The sequence below is a fragment of the Amycolatopsis sp. NPDC039088 genome (assembly GCF_055598845.1).
In genome coordinates this window covers 236,762-253,058 of the sequence record NZ_JBVKAE010000009.1, presented here as the reverse complement: position 1 = coordinate 253,058, position 16,297 = coordinate 236,762, and the positions used below count along the sequence as shown (strand labels likewise).

Sequence of the window (16,297 nt, the reverse complement as noted above, 5' to 3'; positions counted from 1 at the left end):
CTCTGTGCCCATCGATCCTTCGGTCGCGATCGGTGCCGACCTCGGCGAGGTGGGTTTCACCTGGACCGCGTCGGACGTGCAGCTCTACCACCTGGCGCTGGGCGCGGGCTCGGATCCGCTGAGCCCGCGGGAACTGCGCTACACCTACGAGGACGGCCTTCAGGTCCTGCCGACGTTCGCCACCGTGGCGGCGAACCTGCGCGTGTTCGAACCGCCGGCGGTCTCGTTCCCCGGCGTCGAGGTCGACCTCGGGAAAGTACTGCACGGCAAGCAGGAAGTGCTCGCGCACCGGCCGATCCCCGCCTCGGGCAAGGCCGTGGCCCGGACAAGGATCGTCGACGTCTTCGACAAGGGCAAGGCGGCGGTGATCGTGAACGAGACGGTCGCCACCGATTCCGATGGGACTCCACTGTGGACACTGCGGTCGAGCATCTTCGCCCGTGGCGAAGGGGGTTTCGGCGGTGAACGCGGACCGTCCGATCGCGTCGAACTCCCCTCGCGCGAGCCGGACGCGGTGATCGACACCCCGACGTTGCCGCAGCAGGCCTTGCTCTACCGCCTCTGCGGGGACCGCAACCCCCTGCACGCCGATCCCGCGTTCGCCGCGGCGGCCGGATTCGACAAGCCGATCCTGCACGGCCTGTGCACCTACGGCGTCATCGCGAAGGCGGTCACCGACGAATTCCTCGACGGCGACGCCTCCCGCGTCGCGTCGTTCTCGGCCAAGTTCGCCGGCGTCGTCTTCCCCGGCGAACCGCTGCGGACCCGCGTCTGGCGCGAGCCCGCCGGGCTGATGATCATGACCACGGCCGCCGATCGGGACGACGCGCCCGTTCTTTCGGACACTTTGTTGACCACGACAGACTGAATCCTTGTCCCCGCTGGTCAGAACTCTGGCTAAACTCGGCCGGGTGCGCCCCTTGATCTCGGACCCGTATGCCGAACTCGGCCGGGACTACGCGCGATCGAGACGTCCTGATCCCCGGATCGCGGCGGCCGTGACCGCCGCTCTCGGCGACGCGCGCTCGGTGGTCAACGTCGGCGCCGGAGCCGGTTCCTACGAACCGGAAGACCGCGACGTGCTCGCCGTCGAGCCGTCGCGGCGGATGATCGAACAGCGTCCGGCCACCGCGGCGCCCGCCGTCCAGGCGTGCGCGGAGAACCTGCCCTTCCCGGACGACGCCTTCGACGCCGCTCTCGCGGTACTCACCGTGCACCACTGGACGGACGTGACCGCCGGGCTCGCCGAGCTGCGGCGCGTGTCCCGTCGCCAGGTGATCCTGACCTGGGACCAGGCGGTGTTCGCGCGCTTCTGGCTGGTGCGTGACTATCTGCCGGAGATCGCCGAGCACGAGAGCCGGCTGGCCTGCCTCGACCGGATCGCCGAGGAGCTGACGGCGGCGGGCGGGACCCCGTCGGTGACCCCGCTGCCGGTGCCCTCGGACTGCGTCGACGGCTTCCTCGGCGCGTATTGGCGCAGGCCGGAGGCCTACCTGTCGGAGCGCGTGCGCGCGGGGATGTCCGGCGTCGCGCTGCTGGACCAGAACGTCGTCGCCGAAGCGGTCGGCCGGTTGCGCGCCGACCTCGCGGACGGGCATTGGCACCGGCATCACGTCGGCCTGCTGGGGCGGACCGAGCTGGACCTCGGGTACCGGCTCGTCACCACGTGATCTTCAGTACACAGTGGACACCTCTCGCCGCGTGGACGGCGGTCGACCTCCGGTTCGGCACGTGGTATTCATGGCTTTCGTGACGGCGGGGACGGGAGCGGCATGACGGCGGAATACTTCGTGGTCCGTGGCCAGGTGGAGAAGGGCGACCAGCGGGGGCGGGAACTGGGTTTCCCCACCGCCAACATCGCGCTGCGCGACCAGGACGGCCAGGTCGGCGACGGGGTGTGGGCGGGCTGGGCCGAACGCGCCGACGGCACCCGGATCGCGGCCGCGGTCTCGGTCGGCAGGCGGCCGACGTACTACGGCGCCGACGGCTACCGGCTCGTCGAGGCGCACCTGCTGGACTTCACCGGGGATCTCTACGGCGAGGTACTGACCGTCTGGCTGGGGAGCCACCTGCGGGCGCAGGAGGCGTACCCGTCGTCGGAAGCACTGATCGTCGCGCTCGAGAAGGACATCGCGAACACCGCCGGATGGGCCGCGGGCAACCCTGCCGACGGCCTGCCGGACCCGGGCGACGCCGGGGACGGGGTCGTGCGCCGCGTCGGCACCTGAACGCAATTAGTCCTCTAAACGCGAACTAGAGGACCAAGCTGCAGCGTCCGCAAAGAACGAGTCAGGACGCCGACATGTCCGGTCTATCTCTATACGCTGTTCCACACACCGGTCACGTTCGGCAGCCTCTCGGCGGTGATCTGACCCCAGCGGTCCTGGACTGTGTGGATATTGCTTCATCTAACGCAACAAAACCAACACGGTCACGGATCGCCACGCTCCGACGACCCGCCCCCTGCCCGACACGCATTGCCACCTGAACGCAGTTAGTCCTCTAAACGCGGGTCAGACGGCGGCGCCGAGGAGCATGTAGCCCATCCCCAGCCCCATGATCACCCGGCACACCCACCGCGACACCTGCCCGGAATCCCCGCCCGAGCCCCGCGCCGCCAGCATCCCGGCCCGCACCGCGTCCACCGCGAAATACGCCGCCACGCCGCCGAAAACCAGGGACAACCAGAGCGCCGGCGTGGCGTCGGGGCCGGACATCAGCAGCCACGGGCCGTGGGAGACCTCGCTGTGGGGCATGAACGTCACCATGATCAGCATGGCCGCGGCGGAGACGGCGTGGTGCCCGCAGGTGACGTGCCCCGACCGCCGCCCCTTCCACCACGAGACCGTGAACCATCCGGCGGTCAGCGCCAGCACCGCCTGCCAGCCGGCCGCCGGGATCGGGCCGCCCACCGGGGACAGCATCGCGACCATGGCGACGACGAGCAGCAGTTCGGCCAGATCCCCGTTGCGGACCGCCGCGCCCAGCCGACCGTAGTCCAATCGGACGAGTCTCAGCACGCACGGCAGCACCAGCGCGGCGAACACCGCGGTCAGGGTCCAAGCGACGATTCCGGACATGGCACCTCCCGGCCGGTGTTCCCTTCACCGTGGCAGGTGCTGCTCTAGTACACCATCGGGCAATGAGGTGATCTCACCCCGCGATCAGCACCAGTCCGCTCGTCGGTACGCCGGTTCCGGCGGTCACGAGGACGCGCTCGGCGCCCTCGACCTGATTGACGGCACTGCCCCGCAGCTGCCGGACCCCTTCGGCGATCCCGTTCATCCCGTGGATGTAGGCCTCCCCGAGTTGCCCGCCATGCGGGTTGAGCGGCAGCTTCCCGTCGAGTTCCAGGGTGCCGCCGCCGATGAAGTCCTTGGCCTCCCCCTTGCCGCAGAAGCCGAGTTCCTCCAGCTGCATCAGGACATAAGGGGTGAAGTGGTCGTACAGCACGGCGAGATCCATGTCGCCGGGCCCCAGCCCGGACTGTGCCCACAGCTGCCGCCCGACGACCCCCATCTCGGGCAGCGCCGGCAGGTCGTCGCGGTAGTAGCTGGTCATCACGTACTGGTCCGGACCACTCCCCTGCGCGGCCGCCGCGATCACGGCGGGCCGGTGCGGCAGGTCGCGCGCCCGCTCGGTGCTGGTGACCACCAGGGCGACGCCGCCGTCGCTCTCCTGACAGCAGTCGAGCAGATGCAGCGGCTCCGCGACCCAGCGGGACGCCTGATGGTCTTCGAGGGTGATCGGTTTGCCGTAGAACCAGGCTTTCGGGTTCGTCGCGGCGCGGGCACGGTCGACGACGGCCACCCGGCCGAAATCCTCGCTGGTCGCGCCGTACTCGTGCATGTAGCGCCGGGCGAGCATGGCGACCGTCGCGGCGGGTGTCGCGATCCCCATCGGGTAGTGGAACGCGTTGTCGACGCCGGAGGAGTTCACCTGCCCCGCCGCGGCCGACGACACTTGACCGAACCGCATCCCGGACCGTTCGTTGAAGGCCCGGTACGCCACGACGACGTCCGCGACGCCGGTGGCCACGGCCATCGCGGCCTGTTGCACGGTCGCGGCCGCCGCTCCGCCGCCGTAATGGATCCGGCTGAAGAATTTCAGTCCGGGGATGCCGAGTTCCCGTGCCACGGCGATCTCGCTGTTGCCGTCCATGGTGAACGAGACCAGGCCGTCCACTTCGGACGGTGCGAGGCCGGCGTCGTCGAGCGCGGCCGAAACCGCTTCGGCCGCCAGGCGCAGTTCGCTGCGTCCGGATTCCTTGGAGAACTCCGTCGCACCGATGCCGGTGATCGCGGCCCGTCCGGACAGGGTCATCACTCGCCTCCCAGCGTGAGTTCCACGGTCCCGGCCACGTGCTCACCGAGACTGTCCACACCGGACACGGAGATCACCACGTCGTCGCCGTCCCGGTCGGTCACCCGGCCGGTGAAGGTCAAGGTGTCGTAGGCGTAGCAAGGCACGCCGAGCCGGATCTTGATCGACCGCACGAACGCCTCCGGCCCCGCCCAGTCGGTCACGAACCGCTGTACCAGACCGGTGTCGGTGAGGATGTTGAGGAAGATGTCCTTCGAACCGCGCTGGACGGCGGCGTCCCGGTCGTGGTGGACGTCCTGGAAATCCCGGGTCGCGAGCGCGGTGCTCACCACGAAGGTCGGGGTGGCCTCGATCGTCAGTGGCGGCAGCTCGGTGCCGACCGGACAGTCCTTCATCGCGCGACCCTCCAAGCGGGCAAGGTCAGTTCCTCGTCGACCTTGACGAAGGCCGATTCCACCGGCAGTCCGATGTGGACGGTTTCGGGGTCGGCGTCGAGCAGTTCACCCATCACCCGGACCCCCTCCTCGAGTTCGACGAGCGCGACCACGAACGGCAGATCCTTGCCGGGCACCGGCGGATGGTGGTGCACGACGTAGCTGTACACGGTCCCCCGGCCGCGCGCGACGACGTAGTCCGGTTTGGCGTCGAGGTCGCCGTCCGGCGGCATCGGGCCGGGTGGATGCCGCAGGGTCTCACCCCACCGCTGGATCCGCAGTTCCCCTTCACGCAGCCCTGCCCAGAAGAATTCGGTGTCCTTGCTGATCACCGGCCGCAGCACCGGCGCGGCCGCCTTGGGGGGCTCGGCGCCCGGCGGGCGGAACTTCAGTACCCGGAACATCATGTCCGCGACGGCCTCGTCGCCGACGTACCAGGTGGTCTTCGTCGTCACGAACCAGCCTTCGCCCAGGGCGGTGCGTTTCGGCCCGACGACGCTTTCCAGCTTCGAGGTCGCCGAAACGAGTTCGCCGTGCCGCAGGTAGCGGTGGTAAGTCTGCTCGGAGTTGGTAGCGACGACCGAGGTGAACCCGGCTTCGTCGAGCACCTCCATCATCGCGCCGAGCGGATCGTCCGACGCCCTCGCGCCGTGGAGCCCACCCATCGTCCACACCTGCGCCATCGCGGGCGGTGCGACCAGTCCCTTGTGGACACTCGTGGCCGCGAACTCCTCGTCGGTGTAGACGGGATTGCGGTCGCCGATGGCCTCGACCCAGTTGTTCACCATCGCCTGGTTGACCGCGTCGCGGGCGGCCCTCGGCGCGGATTCCCCTTGCGCGGCGATCCGTTCGGCCGCTTCCTGGACGCTCATCGCGGCACCCTCGGCAGTCCGAGCCCGGCGGTGGCGATCAGCTCGCGCTGGATCTCGTTGACCCCGCCGCCGAAGGTCAGCACCAGATTGCGTTTGGCCACCACGTCCAGCCACAGCGCCAGTTCCGCGGTTTCGGCGTCGGCCTGATCGCCGTGTCGGGCCACGATCTCCTCCAGTCTCCTCGCCAGCCGCTGGATGCGTTCGGAACCGACGATCTTGGTGGCCGAAGCGTCGGCGACCGCCACCGGTCCGCTCGCCGACGACGCCGCGACCTGCCAGTTCAGCAGCTCGTTGACCCGCGCGGTCGCCAGGGTTTCCGCGAGCACGCGGCGGACGTCGGGCAACCGCAGCAACGGCGTGCCGTCCGGCGCCTTCCTGGACGCCGCCCAGTCGCGGACTCGGTCATGCAGGCCGCCGATGCGCCCGGCCGGGCCGAGCATGACGCGTTCGTGGTTCAGCTGGGTGGTGATCAGCCGCCAGCCCCCGTTCTCCTTGCCCACCAGCATGTTCGCGGGCACCCGGACGTCCGAGTAGTAGGTGGCGTTCACGTGGTGCGCGCCGTCACAGGTGATGATCGGCGTCCACGAATACCCGGGATCGCGAGTGCTCGCGATGAGGATCGAGATTCCCTTGTGCTTCGGCGCGTCCGGCGCCGTCCGCACGGCGAGCCAGATGTAGTCGGCGTCGTGCCCGCCGGTGGTGAAGATCTTCTGGCCGTTCACGACGTACTCGTCGCCCTCTCGCACGGCCGTCGTCCTCAGTGACGCGAGGTCCGTTCCCGCGTCCGGTTCGGTGTACCCGATCGCGAAATGCACCTCGCCTGCCAGGATCTTGGGCAGGAACAAGGACTTCTGCTCCTCGGTGCCGAACGCCTGCAGCGTGGGGCCGACGGTCTGCAACGTCACCGACGGCAGCTGGACGTCGGCGCGCGCGGCCTCGTCGACGAAGATGTGCTGCTCGATCTCGCCGAAACCCCGGCCACCGTACTGTTCCGGCCAGCCGACGCCGAGCCGGCCGTCGCGTCCCATCCGCCGCACGATCTCGCGGTACACCGGGCCGTGCCGCTCGCGCAGCATCGCACGCCGTTCGTCGGCACTCACCAGACCGGCGAAGTACTTCCGCAGCTCGGCGCGCAACTGCTGTTGCGTCGTGGTCAATTCGATCAGCATCGTGTCACCCCGCCACCAGTTCGCCCAGCTCGGCCAGCCGATGCGAGGCGCCGCCGAGTGTCCGTCCGAGATCCTTGACCGCCGACGAGAACCGGTGCAGCGGATAGGTTTCGTCCACGCCGATCCCGCCGTGCAGGTGGTGGCAGGCGGCCAGCGCCTCGGGCGCCTCCTCCGCCAGCCAGTACGCCGCGATGTCGAGTTCCGCTTCGGCGTCGAGTCCCGCCGCGAGCCGCCAGACCGCCGATCGCGCGGCGAGCTGAACGGTTCTCGAAGCCACGTAGACGTCCGCGATCTGCTGCGCCACCGCCTGGAACGCCGCCAGCGGGCGGCCGAACTGCTCGCGTTCGCCGACGTGCTTGGTGGTCAGCGCGAGCGCCCCGGCGAGCAGCCCGTCGCCGAAGGCCACCGTGCCCGCGAGGGCGAAGCGGTGCAGCGTCGCGATCGACTCGCCGGGGCCGTGCCCGTTGAGGAGATCGGCGTCCGTGACGGTCACGGAATCCAGCCTCATCGTGTAATCCGGGGTGCCCGAAGAAGTTCTGGTCGGCGTCAGCGTCACGCCGTCCGCGTGCGGGTCGACCAGGAAGACGCCGGTGCCGCCGGGCAGCGAGGCGGGCGTCAGGATCCGGGTGGCCTCCGCCGCGAACGGCACGCCGACCTTGATCCCGCTCAGCCGCCAGTCCCCGGCCGACTCCGCCACGGTCGCCGGCCGGGTGGTGAACGGCGTGGAAGGTTCGTGCAGCGCGGCCGTGAGCACGGAATCGCCGGCGGCGACCGGCGGCAGCAGGGCCGCGCGCTGATCCGAGCCGCCCAGCGCCCCGACCGGCAGGACACCGAAAGCCAGCGACGCCAGCGCGGGCACCGTGGAGGCGACGCGGCCGAGTTCGGTCAGCACCAAGGCGACTTCGGCGACGCCGAGGCCGTCACCGCCGAGTTCGGGGGGCAGCGCCAGTGCGAGCAGACCGGCGTCGGCGAGCGCGCGCCAGGTCTCGGCGGGTGCGCGGTCCTTGCCGAGCACGCGCGCGGTCAGCGCGGTGACCTCGGTCTGCGTCTCGTCGAACTGGAAGTCCACACTGGCTCCTCACCGGGCCGAACGGGCACAATACTGAAACCTGTTCTAGTCTTATCCGGAAGGCGGCCGGACGGCAACCCCCTCGAGAAAGGGCGGCAGCGGATGGCCAAGACCCGGCTGAGCGGTGCGGGCTGGCACGCCACCCGCAGGCTGGTCACCGTGCCCCGGACCGCGGACGTGCCGCGGCCGGAACCGGTGTCGCTGCCCGACCGGGGGCAGACCGTGGTGGTCGACGCCGGGCCACGCGACGCGCCCGCGCTGATCCTGCTGCATTCGGTGGCCTGCACGGGTTTGCTGACCTGGTATCCGGTGCTCGCCCGGCTCGCCGAGCGCTATCGCGTCGTGGTGTTCGACCAGCGCTGGCACGGACAGGGCATCCGATCGCAGGAGTTCACTCTCGAAGACTGCCGAGACGACGTGATCGCCGTGGCCGACGCGCTCGGCGTCGCGCGGTTCACCCTCGCCGGGTATTCGATGGGCGGCATGGTCGCGCAGCTCGTGGCGCACAGCTATCCCGAGCGGGTCGCCGCACTGGTGCTCTGTTCGACGGCGAGCAACTTCCGGCGCGGGCTTCGTCAGCGGGTCGCGCTCGACGTGTTCGGGCACACGATGCGGCGATTACGCGAGGAAGCACGATTCGCGGACCGGCCGGCGAAGGCTTCCGGGCGGCGGCTCCGGGACCACCAGTGGGCGTTGGCCGAGTTCCGCGCGACCAGCCCGTGGGCGATCGCGGTCGCCGTGGACGCCATCGGGCGGTTCGATTCGACGGCCTGGCTGCACCGGCTCCGGCTGCCGGTTTCGGTGGTGGTGACCGCGCGGGACCGGTTCATCGCGCCGTCACACCAGCGGTCACTGGCCGCCCGGATCCCCGGTGCGGCGACCTACGAGATCCTGGCCGGGCACGCGGCCTGCGTCCTGCGGGCGGGCGAGTTCGTTCCCGCGCTGCTGGCGGCGGTCACGTCTGCGCACGCGCGGCTTTGACCAGTTCCCCGAGCGCGTCGTGGAAATGGCCGGCGAGCGGCCACAGGTCGCCGGTGAGCTCACGGGCGCCGAGCAGGCCGACGTCGACCCGGCCCGCGTTGGACAGCACGGTCACGTTGAGCCCGGCGCCGTGGAACACCGGACCGAGCGGGTAGAGCCCGGTGATCCGGCAACCCAGCAGGTACAGCGGCATCGGCGGACCGGGCACATTGGACACCACCAGGTTGTGCACCACCGGATGCCGTTCGGCGAGGCGCAGCGCCGAATACGCACGCACCGCGAGCCCGAACATGGACGCCGCCGAGAACTGCGCCCAGTCTCCGAGCATGTCGGCGTCGATGTCGTAGTGGTGATCCTTCGACAGCCGGTTCGATTCCGCGAGCATGAACACCCGCGCGGCGGGATCCTCCAGATGGGTGGGCAGCGACGCGAAGAACGCCGACACCTTGTTGCTGCCGTGGTCGCGTTCGGTCCGTCCGTGCACCGACACCGGCACGGTCGCCACCAGCGGGTCTTCCGGCAGTTCACCCCGTTCCCGCAGGAACTGCCGCAGGGCACCGGAAACGACGGCGAGGGCGACGTCGTTCACGGTCACCCCGAAGGCGTTCTTCACCTGCTTGACCTCGTCGAGGTCGAGTGAGGCGTAGGCGACGCTGCGGTGGGCGGTGATCGTCCCGTTCAGCGAGGTGCGCGGCGCCGTGAACGGCACCGGCATTCCCTTGCCCTGCAACGCCTTCCCGATCCACTTCGGCGCGAGCCCGAGCAGGTCCGGCAGCAGTTTCGCCAGCTCCACGGGCCCCTTCACGAACGACGTCAGCCCCGCGCCGAGCAACGCCCGCCTGCCCGGTACGCCCGCGTTGCGGCGTTCGTCCCGCGCGACCTCCGGCGGCGGGGCGTCCGGTTCGAGACCGGCCAGAGCGGTGATCAGGCTCGCGCCACCGACGCCGTCCACACTGGCGTGATGCATCTTGAGCAGGACGGCGATCTCGCCGCCTGCCAGGCCTTCGATGACGTGCAACTGCCACAGCGGCTGTGCGCGATCCAGCCGTTGTCCCGCGATGTGGGCGCAGAGTTCCGCCAGTTCCCGCCGGTCCCCCGGCGCGGGTACGCCGATCCGGTGAACGTGGGCTTCGAGATCGAAATCCTCGTCCTCCACCCAGACGGGATGGGTCAGGTTCCAGAGTGGATTGTGCAGCTTGCGCCGGAATGCCGGGATCAGCGCCACCCGTTCGGCCAGTTTCTCCTTGAAGCGCTCGAAATCGTAGCCGCCGGGCATGGTCGAACCGTCCAGGACGAGCAGTCCGCAGACATGCAGGAGCTGGGTCGGTGTCTCCAGGTAGAGGAAACTCGCGTCCAGACCACTCAATCTCTGCATAAGAATCACCCTAGGCGAACTCTGCAACCGGTTCTACCGCGTCACCCGGCGGTAGCATCGGTGCTCATGCAGTCGAGTTTCGTCCTCCGCCAGGCACTCCAGCTCGCGCTCACCGCGAACGCGCTCAAGCCGCCACGCGCCGCCAGGACAGCGGTCCCGGCGTTCTTCGCGGGCTGGCTCACCGGGGAGCTCGCCCCGCATCTGCTCGCGCTCACCGCGGCCGACGCGGCGGCCCACGTCGCCCGCCACCGGAGCGGCTCCAGCAAGACGGGCCTCGCGCTCGCGGCGGCGTCGGCGGCCGGGCTCGGCGCGCTGATCGCCCAGTCCCAGCGGGCCCGCGACGAGATCGAGACCGCGCTCACCGAAGGCATCGGCACGGCGTATCTCGACGAGCTGGAGCACCCGCCGGATCCGAAGGACCTCGCGACGCCATGGGGTCAGTTGGCCATGCCGTTCCGCATGCGCGACCCGCAGGTGCGCCGTCAACGGAACATCGCCTACGCCCCGGGCGGGAAACGGTTCCTGCTCGACGTCTACGCCCCGCGCGAACCGGTCACCGGCGCGCCGATCCTGCTGCAGGTCCACGGCGGCGCGTGGGTGATCGGCAACAAGGACCAGCAAGGCCTGCCGCTGATGCTGCACATGGCCAAACGCGGCTGGATCTGCGTCGCGATCAACTACCCGCTGTCGCCGGCCGCCCGCTGGCCCGCGCATATCGTCGCGGCCAAACGGGCGCTGGCCTGGATCCGGGACAACGCCGAGTCCTACGGCGGCGACCCGTCGTTCGTCGCCGTGACCGGGGGCTCGGCCGGCGGGCATCTCGCGGCGCTGATGGCGCTGACCGCGAACGACCCGGTACTGCAGCCCGGTTTCACCGAGGCCGACACGAGCATCCAAGCGTGCGCCCCGCACTACGGCGTGTACGACTTCGCCGCGACCAGCGGTCGGCGTTCCAGCCAGACGCGGTTGAAGACGCTGATCGCGCGGCACGTCTTCGAGGCGGACAGGGATCCGGTGAACTTCCTCGACGACTACATCGCGGCCTCGCCGCTGGACCGGATCACCGAAGACGCACCGCCGTTCTTCGTCATCCACGGCGTCCACGACTCACTCGTGCCGGTGGGCGAGGCCCGCGAATTCGTGCGGCGGCTACGCGAGAAGTCCCACCGCGAAGTCGCCTACGCGGAGATCTCCGGGGCACAGCACGCCTTCGACGTCTTCCCCTCGATCCGCAGCGCGCACGTGGTCCGCGGGGTGGAGCGGTTCCTGGAATGGAGTTACCGCACCTGGCGACGCCGGTCCAGCGCCTCGTGAGTGGTCAGGGCGGGTATTTGAAGGGTAAGGCAAACGTGTCGTGTTTCGGGCGAGACGGCAGGCTGGGTGCCGCGACACCGCACTCGCGTGCTCAGATTCCGCACCACCGGGTGCGGCGGCCAGGCACGCGAGTCACGCCTTACCGAATTACATGAAGGTCCCCTTCCTTGCGCCTAGCGCCAGGGTCCCGGCATAGTCGAGGTAGAGCTTGATCGAGCCGAGGTAGGGCGGGCCTGATTCTGGACGCCGCGGGGCTGCGGGTGCGGTTTCGGAGGAATGGCGTGAGTGGCGGTTCGGGTGAGGGCCACTGGTGTCTTAGGTGCCTGCCATCGGGCGACACGCGTGATCCGACGGAGGGCACGCGTGAGTGAACGGAGAACACCCGACGAAACCTGCCGCTTCCGCGTGTCATCCATCCAGTCACACGTGTCCTCCGTCTGATCACACGCGCCATCCATCCAGCCACGCGAAACCGTGCAAGATGCCCAAATCGGGAATTTCTGTCTCGAAAAATGTCCCTTATGGACAATCCGGACCCGGGTGAGGCCCCTTGCGTGGGCCCGCTACCGCCGTGTCCACCACGACACGTTCGCCCTGTTCCGCTCTAGCGGCGGAGCCGACCAGCAGTTATGCGACTTTGCCGGGACCCTGGCGCTAGGCGCAAGGAAGGGGACCTTCATGTACTTCACGACCGGCCGCACGCCACGACACGTTTGACTTACCCCTCAAATAGAACCGTCATTACCACTCACGAGGCGCGACGTCAGGGCGGGTAGATGAGGTCCATCGGCCGGGTGGACGACGGGCCGTCGACCCGCCAGCCCTCGCCGTCGCGGACGAAGCGGTACCAACGCTCGTCGCGGCCGTAGCGCAGTTGCAGGTCGCCTTGGGTGATCCGGTTCCGCCAGGTCTTCGGCTCCCCCGGCAGCCCCGATTCGGCGAGATCCGCCCTCGCCTGGGAGAGCGGCGCCTGCCCCGGCCGCCAGACCTCCCGGACCACCGCAATCCCGCCCCGGCCCGCCTCACGCCAGGCCTGTGTCCAGGCGGCCAGATCCCGCACCGGGACCCGCGCGGCCTCGGCGAGTTCGGCGATCACGTCCGGGCTCCTGGCTGCCCGGCGGGCCAAGTCCTCCTCGAACGACAGCTCCGCTCCGCTTTCGGGCCCCATGACCAGCAGTTCCCAGGCCCTCGCGGCGGCGTCGGCCGCGAGTTCCGCGAACGTGTCGCTGCTCCAGCCCGTGCGATGCGGCGGGTCGACGTCGAGGACCGCGGGCGGCCCGACCGTGCCGGGGACGGCCAGCCGCGGCGGTAGTGCGGCGATCCGCCGGGTGTAGGCGCGTTTCGGGTCGACACCGGGTGCGGCGGCGGCGCGCACCCGCTTGCCCGGCGCGCTCGCGGGCGCCCGGCGGGCACGCAGTTCCGCGAGCACGGCCTCACGCGGACGGCCGCGCAGCAGGAACAGCACGAACGGATCGGCGTCGACCTCGTCCGCGACCAGGTAGTACACCGCCGCGACGTGCTTGCACGGGTTCGCGCTGTCGGGACAGGAACACTTCGGACGCAGATCGCCCGGCCCCGGCAGGAGGTCCGCGCCGGTGGCCCGCGCGTCTTCGGCCAGCTCGCCGGGCAATTCGCCGTCGAGGAGGGCGGCGACGTGCCCGAGCCGGGCACCGACCATGCCGAGCAGGTTCTCCCACTGTTCCTCGGTGAACGCCCGCATGTGGATGGTCACCCGGTACGGCGAGGCGCGGCTGCCCTGTACCGACGCCGTCACCTCACCCGTGCCGACGACCAGTTTGCTGACCGTCCCTTTGCGCGCGTACGTGCGTCCGCGCGGCAGCCGGTTCGGGTCGAGTTTGGCGCGCTCCTCCAACGCCTCGACCCAGGCCTCGCCCCACCATGTGTTGCCGAAGGTGCGCCGCTTCCGGCCGGTCGTGCTGGGCATCAGGTCTCCCCGAGCCGGACGAGGTCGGCGAGTTCGTCGTCGGACAGTTCGGTGATCCAGTTCTCGCCCGCGCCGATGACCGCGTCGGCCAGCCCGCGTTTGGTCTCCAGGACCGTGGCGATGCGCTCTTCGAGGGTGCCTTCGGCGATCAGCCGGTGCACCTGGACCGGCCTGTCCTGCCCGATCCGGTACGCGCGGTCGGTCGCCTGGTCCTCGACCGCCGGGTTCCACCAGCGGTCGTAGTGGATCACGTGCGTGGCCTTGGTCAGGTTGAGCCCGACACCGCCCGCCTTGAGCGACAACAGGAACACCGGCACCTCACCCGCCTGGAACCGGGCGACCATCTCTTCGCGGACCTTGGGCGTGCTCGACCCGGACAGCAGCATCGTCGGTAGCCCGCGTTCGGCGAGACGTTTTTCCAGCAGGCGGCACAGCTGGACGTACTGGCTGAACACGAGCACGCTGTCGCCCTCGTCGAGGATGACGTCGAGCAGCTCCTCGAAGGCGGCGAGCTTCCCGGAGCGGCCGTGCAGCACCCCGGGTTCCTTGAGGTACTGCGCCGGATGGTTGCAGATCTGCTTGAGCTCGGTGAGCAGTTTGAGCACCTGACCGCGCCGGGCCACCCCGTCCAGCTCGCGGATCATCGCGAGGTTCTCCCGTACCACCGCCTCGTACAGCGTCGTCTGCTCGGCGGTGAGCGGGACGAACCGGTCGGTCTCGGTCTTGCGGGGCAGTTCGGGGGCGATGTCCGGGTCGGTCTTCTTGCGGCGCAACAGGAACGGCCGCACGGTCGCGGCGAGCCGTTCGGTCGCCGCGGTGTCGCGGTCACGTTCGATCGGCCGGGCCACCTTGCGGCGGAACCCGTCGAGCGAGCCGAGCAGACCAGGCGTCGTCCAGTCCACAATGGACCAGAGTTCGGTCAGCCGGTTCTCCATCGGTGTCCCGGTCAGCGCGACCTTCGCCGCGGCCGGGATCTTCCGGAGTTCCTTGGCCGTGACCGAAAGCGGGTTCTTGACGTGCTGCGCCTCGTCAGCGGCGATCATTCCCCAGTCCACTTCGGACAGTGTCTCGCGATCCCGGCGGAGGACGCCGTACGTGGCGAGCACGACCTCGTCCGGCGCGACCTCGTCAAGATGCCGTCCACCGCCGTGGAACCGGCGTACCGGGATGTCCGGGGCGAACCGGGCGAATTCGCGTTCCCAGTTGCCCAGCAGCGACGTCGGGCACAGGACGAGGGTGGGGCCCTCCCCGAGCGGGCGGCGATGCAGATGCAGGGAGATGAGCTGGATCGTCTTGCCCAGCCCCATGTCGTCGGCGAGACAGGCGCCCAGGCCGAGCCCGGTCATCGTCGCCAGCCACGACAGGCCTGCCTTCTGGTACGGCCGCAGGGTGGCCCGCAGTTCCGCGGGCTGCTCGATCGGTTCCGCGGCCGAGTCACGGATCCGCTGGAGCAGTCCCGTCAGCGCCGATGGCGCGGTGAACTCGACCTTCTCGCCGTCCAGTTCCAGTTCGCCGGTGAGCGCCGCGGCCAGCGCCTCGGCTCCGGACAGCTTCTTCGCGCGATGCGCCCGCACCTTCGCGAGCAAGCGCGCGTCGACCTTGACCCACTTGCCCCGCAACCGCACCAGCGGCCGTTTCGCCTCGGCGAGCGCGGTGACCTCGGCGTCGGTGAGTTCCTCGTCCCCCAGGCTCAGGCGCCAGCGGAACTGCAACAAGCTCTTGAGCGTGAACTCGGGCCCGGTGACACTGCCGGGCGCCTGCGTCGCACTGGCCTTGGCCTTGAGCTCGCCCGCGAACAGATCCTTCGGCCACTGCACCTCGATGCCGGCGCCGCCCAGCGCCACATCACCGTGGGTCAGCAGGTCGACGACCTCGTCGTATTCGAGCGCCAGTTCGGTCGGCGCGGCCGACCGCAGCATGCGGCCCAGCGGCGCCCACGCCCTGGCGCCGCGACGCAGTCCGAGCAGCAACTGCGTCTCGACCTGCTCGCCCATCCGCTCCAGTACCGCCTCGGGCGCGTCCCACAGCGTCGCCGCCTCGACGATCAGGCTCGGATCGGCGGCGCTCCGTACGGCGAGGACGGCGGCGAACGTGGGTTCCTCTTCGGGGCTCTCGGCTTCCTGCACCTCCATGCGCAGGACGAGATGCGCGCCCTGCGCCTGCCGGGCGCTCAGTTCCGCGAGCCAGGCGGCACCGTCCGGCCCCACCAGCGTCGGCTCGGGCGCCGCGAACGCCGGGCCGCCCGCCGCGACACTCGCCGCCGGCGTACGCACCAGCACGTCCGCCGTCGCGTCCCAGAACGCGCGGATCAACGACTCGGGCGAGTGCAGCCGGATCCGTTTCAGCCCGGACAACGGCAACGCGTGCGCCTCGGGCGGCAGCGCGGCGGCGAGCCCGCGCAGCATCTCCTCGTCGGCGACGTCGAGCGGGCCGACCCGCCACGAATCCACCCCGCCGGGCGAGGCCGCGGGCAGCAGCCTTCCCCGGGCGATGAGGTTCACCCCGGCTTCGGCGACGGCCGCCCACGCGGCGATGGCCGGGCTCAGTTCGCCGTCCGCGGTCAGCAGCCGGGGAATCGCCCGCGACAACGGGACGAGTGCCGCGTCGACCTTCGTGCGCCGGAACACCTTCCCCACCGGCAGCACGAGTTCGATCGCGGTGTCACCCGCTACGCCGTCTCCCCAGAGCGCCAGCACGCCGTCCCGCGGGGCATCCGAGGGGACGAAGGTGGCCTGGGTTCCTGTGCCGAACTCCACGACCCGCACGTTAGAGCACGGGACCGACAGGCGGCGGGCGGAGGTGTTATGAAAGGTCC

14 protein-coding genes are annotated in these 16,297 nt (G+C 70.1%); 5 read left to right on the top strand and 9 right to left on the bottom strand.

The window, feature by feature from the left end; translation table 11 throughout:
• Positions 1–4: 4 nt before the first annotated feature.
• The 3 genes from ACZ7KI_RS14680 to ACZ7KI_RS14670 all read left to right on the top strand — a co-directional run bounded on the left by ACZ7KI_RS14680 (position 5) and on the right by ACZ7KI_RS14670 (position 2,228).
• Positions 5–868, top strand: a complete 864-nt coding sequence (locus tag ACZ7KI_RS14680; RefSeq protein ID WP_470273633.1) for a MaoC/PaaZ C-terminal domain-containing protein — start codon at positions 5–7, stop codon at positions 866–868.
• A gap of 52 nt (positions 869–920) precedes the next feature.
• Positions 921–1,670 (top strand): class I SAM-dependent methyltransferase, encoded by a 750-nt coding sequence (locus ACZ7KI_RS14675; RefSeq protein WP_470273670.1) that lies wholly within the window; start codon positions 921–923, stop codon positions 1,668–1,670.
• A gap of 102 nt (positions 1,671–1,772) precedes the next feature.
• Positions 1,773–2,228 (top strand): riboflavin kinase, encoded by a 456-nt coding sequence (locus ACZ7KI_RS14670; protein ID WP_470273632.1) that lies wholly within the window; start codon positions 1,773–1,775, stop codon positions 2,226–2,228.
• 285 nt (positions 2,229–2,513) lie between these two features.
• Here ACZ7KI_RS14670 and ACZ7KI_RS14665 read toward each other — a convergent pair whose 3' ends face one another.
• The 6 genes from ACZ7KI_RS14665 to ACZ7KI_RS14640 form a co-directional block, all read right to left on the bottom strand.
• Complete coding sequence (locus ACZ7KI_RS14665; protein WP_470273631.1) at positions 2,514–3,080, bottom strand: DUF5134 domain-containing protein; 567 nt, start codon at positions 3,078–3,080, stop codon at positions 2,514–2,516.
• Between the two features lie 73 nt (positions 3,081–3,153).
• Positions 3,154–4,323 (bottom strand): lipid-transfer protein, encoded by a 1,170-nt coding sequence (locus tag ACZ7KI_RS14660; protein WP_470273630.1) that lies wholly within the window; start codon positions 4,321–4,323, stop codon positions 3,154–3,156.
• The gene (locus ACZ7KI_RS14655; protein WP_470273629.1) at positions 4,323–4,718 is read right to left on the bottom strand and encodes a MaoC family dehydratase; all 396 of its coding nucleotides are present in this window, start codon (positions 4,716–4,718) and stop codon (positions 4,323–4,325) included. Before ACZ7KI_RS14655 ends, ACZ7KI_RS14660 begins: the two co-directional genes overlap by 1 nt.
• On the bottom strand, positions 4,715–5,629 hold the full coding sequence (locus tag ACZ7KI_RS14650; protein ID WP_470273628.1) for a bifunctional MaoC family dehydratase N-terminal/OB-fold nucleic acid binding domain-containing protein: 915 nt from the start codon (positions 5,627–5,629) through the stop codon (positions 4,715–4,717). Before ACZ7KI_RS14650 ends, ACZ7KI_RS14655 begins: the two co-directional genes overlap by 4 nt.
• On the bottom strand, positions 5,626–6,798 hold the full coding sequence (locus ACZ7KI_RS14645) for an acyl-CoA dehydrogenase family protein (RefSeq protein WP_470273627.1): 1,173 nt from the start codon (positions 6,796–6,798) through the stop codon (positions 5,626–5,628). The genes ACZ7KI_RS14650 and ACZ7KI_RS14645 overlap by 4 nt, the downstream gene beginning before the upstream one ends.
• Before the next feature lie 4 nt (positions 6,799–6,802).
• Positions 6,803–7,867: an acyl-CoA dehydrogenase family protein gene (locus ACZ7KI_RS14640; protein WP_470273626.1), complete on the bottom strand. Its 1,065-nt coding sequence runs from the start codon at positions 7,865–7,867 to the stop codon at positions 6,803–6,805.
• Positions 7,868–7,969: 102 nt separating this feature from the next.
• Between ACZ7KI_RS14640 and ACZ7KI_RS14635 the strand changes: the two genes are divergently transcribed.
• Positions 7,970–8,848 carry an alpha/beta fold hydrolase gene (locus ACZ7KI_RS14635; protein ID WP_470273625.1) on the top strand — a complete coding sequence of 293 codons (879 nt, stop codon included), beginning with the start codon at positions 7,970–7,972 and terminating at the stop codon, positions 8,846–8,848.
• Here the strand turns inward: ACZ7KI_RS14635 and ACZ7KI_RS14630 are convergent.
• Positions 8,823–10,223, bottom strand: a complete 1,401-nt coding sequence (locus tag ACZ7KI_RS14630) for a WS/DGAT/MGAT family O-acyltransferase (protein ID WP_470273624.1) — start codon at positions 10,221–10,223, stop codon at positions 8,823–8,825. The two genes, ACZ7KI_RS14635 and ACZ7KI_RS14630, sit on opposite strands and share 26 nt — an antisense overlap.
• Positions 10,224–10,289: 66 nt before the next feature.
• Here ACZ7KI_RS14630 and ACZ7KI_RS14625 point away from each other — a divergent pair, with 66 nt between their 5' ends.
• Positions 10,290–11,537, top strand: a complete 1,248-nt coding sequence (locus tag ACZ7KI_RS14625) for an alpha/beta hydrolase fold domain-containing protein (RefSeq protein ID WP_470273623.1) — start codon at positions 10,290–10,292, stop codon at positions 11,535–11,537.
• A gap of 763 nt (positions 11,538–12,300) precedes the next feature.
• Here ACZ7KI_RS14625 and ACZ7KI_RS14620 read toward each other — a convergent pair.
• Both ACZ7KI_RS14620 and ACZ7KI_RS14615 read right to left on the bottom strand, forming a co-directional pair.
• On the bottom strand, positions 12,301–13,482 hold the full coding sequence (locus tag ACZ7KI_RS14620) for an SWIM zinc finger family protein (RefSeq protein ID WP_470273622.1): 1,182 nt from the start codon (positions 13,480–13,482) through the stop codon (positions 12,301–12,303).
• The gene (locus ACZ7KI_RS14615; protein ID WP_470273621.1) at positions 13,482–16,247 is read right to left on the bottom strand and encodes a DEAD/DEAH box helicase; all 2,766 of its coding nucleotides are present in this window, start codon (positions 16,245–16,247) and stop codon (positions 13,482–13,484) included. Before ACZ7KI_RS14615 ends, ACZ7KI_RS14620 begins: the two co-directional genes overlap by 1 nt.
• Between the last annotated feature and the right edge of the window lie 50 nt (positions 16,248–16,297).

Excerpts from the sequence above, each read along its gene's own strand:
- ACZ7KI_RS14670 (WP_470273632.1), top strand. The coding sequence starts at position 1,773 with ATGACGGCGGAATACTTCGTGGTCCGTGGCCAGGTGGAGAAGGGCGAC.
- ACZ7KI_RS14635 (WP_470273625.1), top strand. The coding sequence starts at position 7,970 with ATGGCCAAGACCCGGCTGAGCGGTGCGGGCTGGCACGCCACCCGCAGG.
- ACZ7KI_RS14645 (WP_470273627.1), bottom strand. The coding sequence starts at position 6,798 with ATGCTGATCGAATTGACCACGACGCAACAGCAGTTGCGCGCCGAGCTG.
- ACZ7KI_RS14650 (WP_470273628.1), bottom strand. The coding sequence starts at position 5,629 with ATGAGCGTCCAGGAAGCGGCCGAACGGATCGCCGCGCAAGGGGAATCC.
- ACZ7KI_RS14630 (WP_470273624.1), bottom strand. The coding sequence starts at position 10,223 with ATGCAGAGATTGAGTGGTCTGGACGCGAGTTTCCTCTACCTGGAGACA.
- ACZ7KI_RS14665 (WP_470273631.1), bottom strand. The coding sequence starts at position 3,080 with ATGTCCGGAATCGTCGCTTGGACCCTGACCGCGGTGTTCGCCGCGCTG.
- ACZ7KI_RS14655 (WP_470273629.1), bottom strand. The coding sequence starts at position 4,718 with ATGAAGGACTGTCCGGTCGGCACCGAGCTGCCGCCACTGACGATCGAG.
- ACZ7KI_RS14620 (WP_470273622.1), bottom strand. The coding sequence starts at position 13,482 with ATGCCCAGCACGACCGGCCGGAAGCGGCGCACCTTCGGCAACACATGG.
- ACZ7KI_RS14625 (WP_470273623.1), top strand. The coding sequence starts at position 10,290 with ATGCAGTCGAGTTTCGTCCTCCGCCAGGCACTCCAGCTCGCGCTCACC.
- ACZ7KI_RS14660 (WP_470273630.1), bottom strand. The coding sequence starts at position 4,323 with ATGACCCTGTCCGGACGGGCCGCGATCACCGGCATCGGTGCGACGGAG.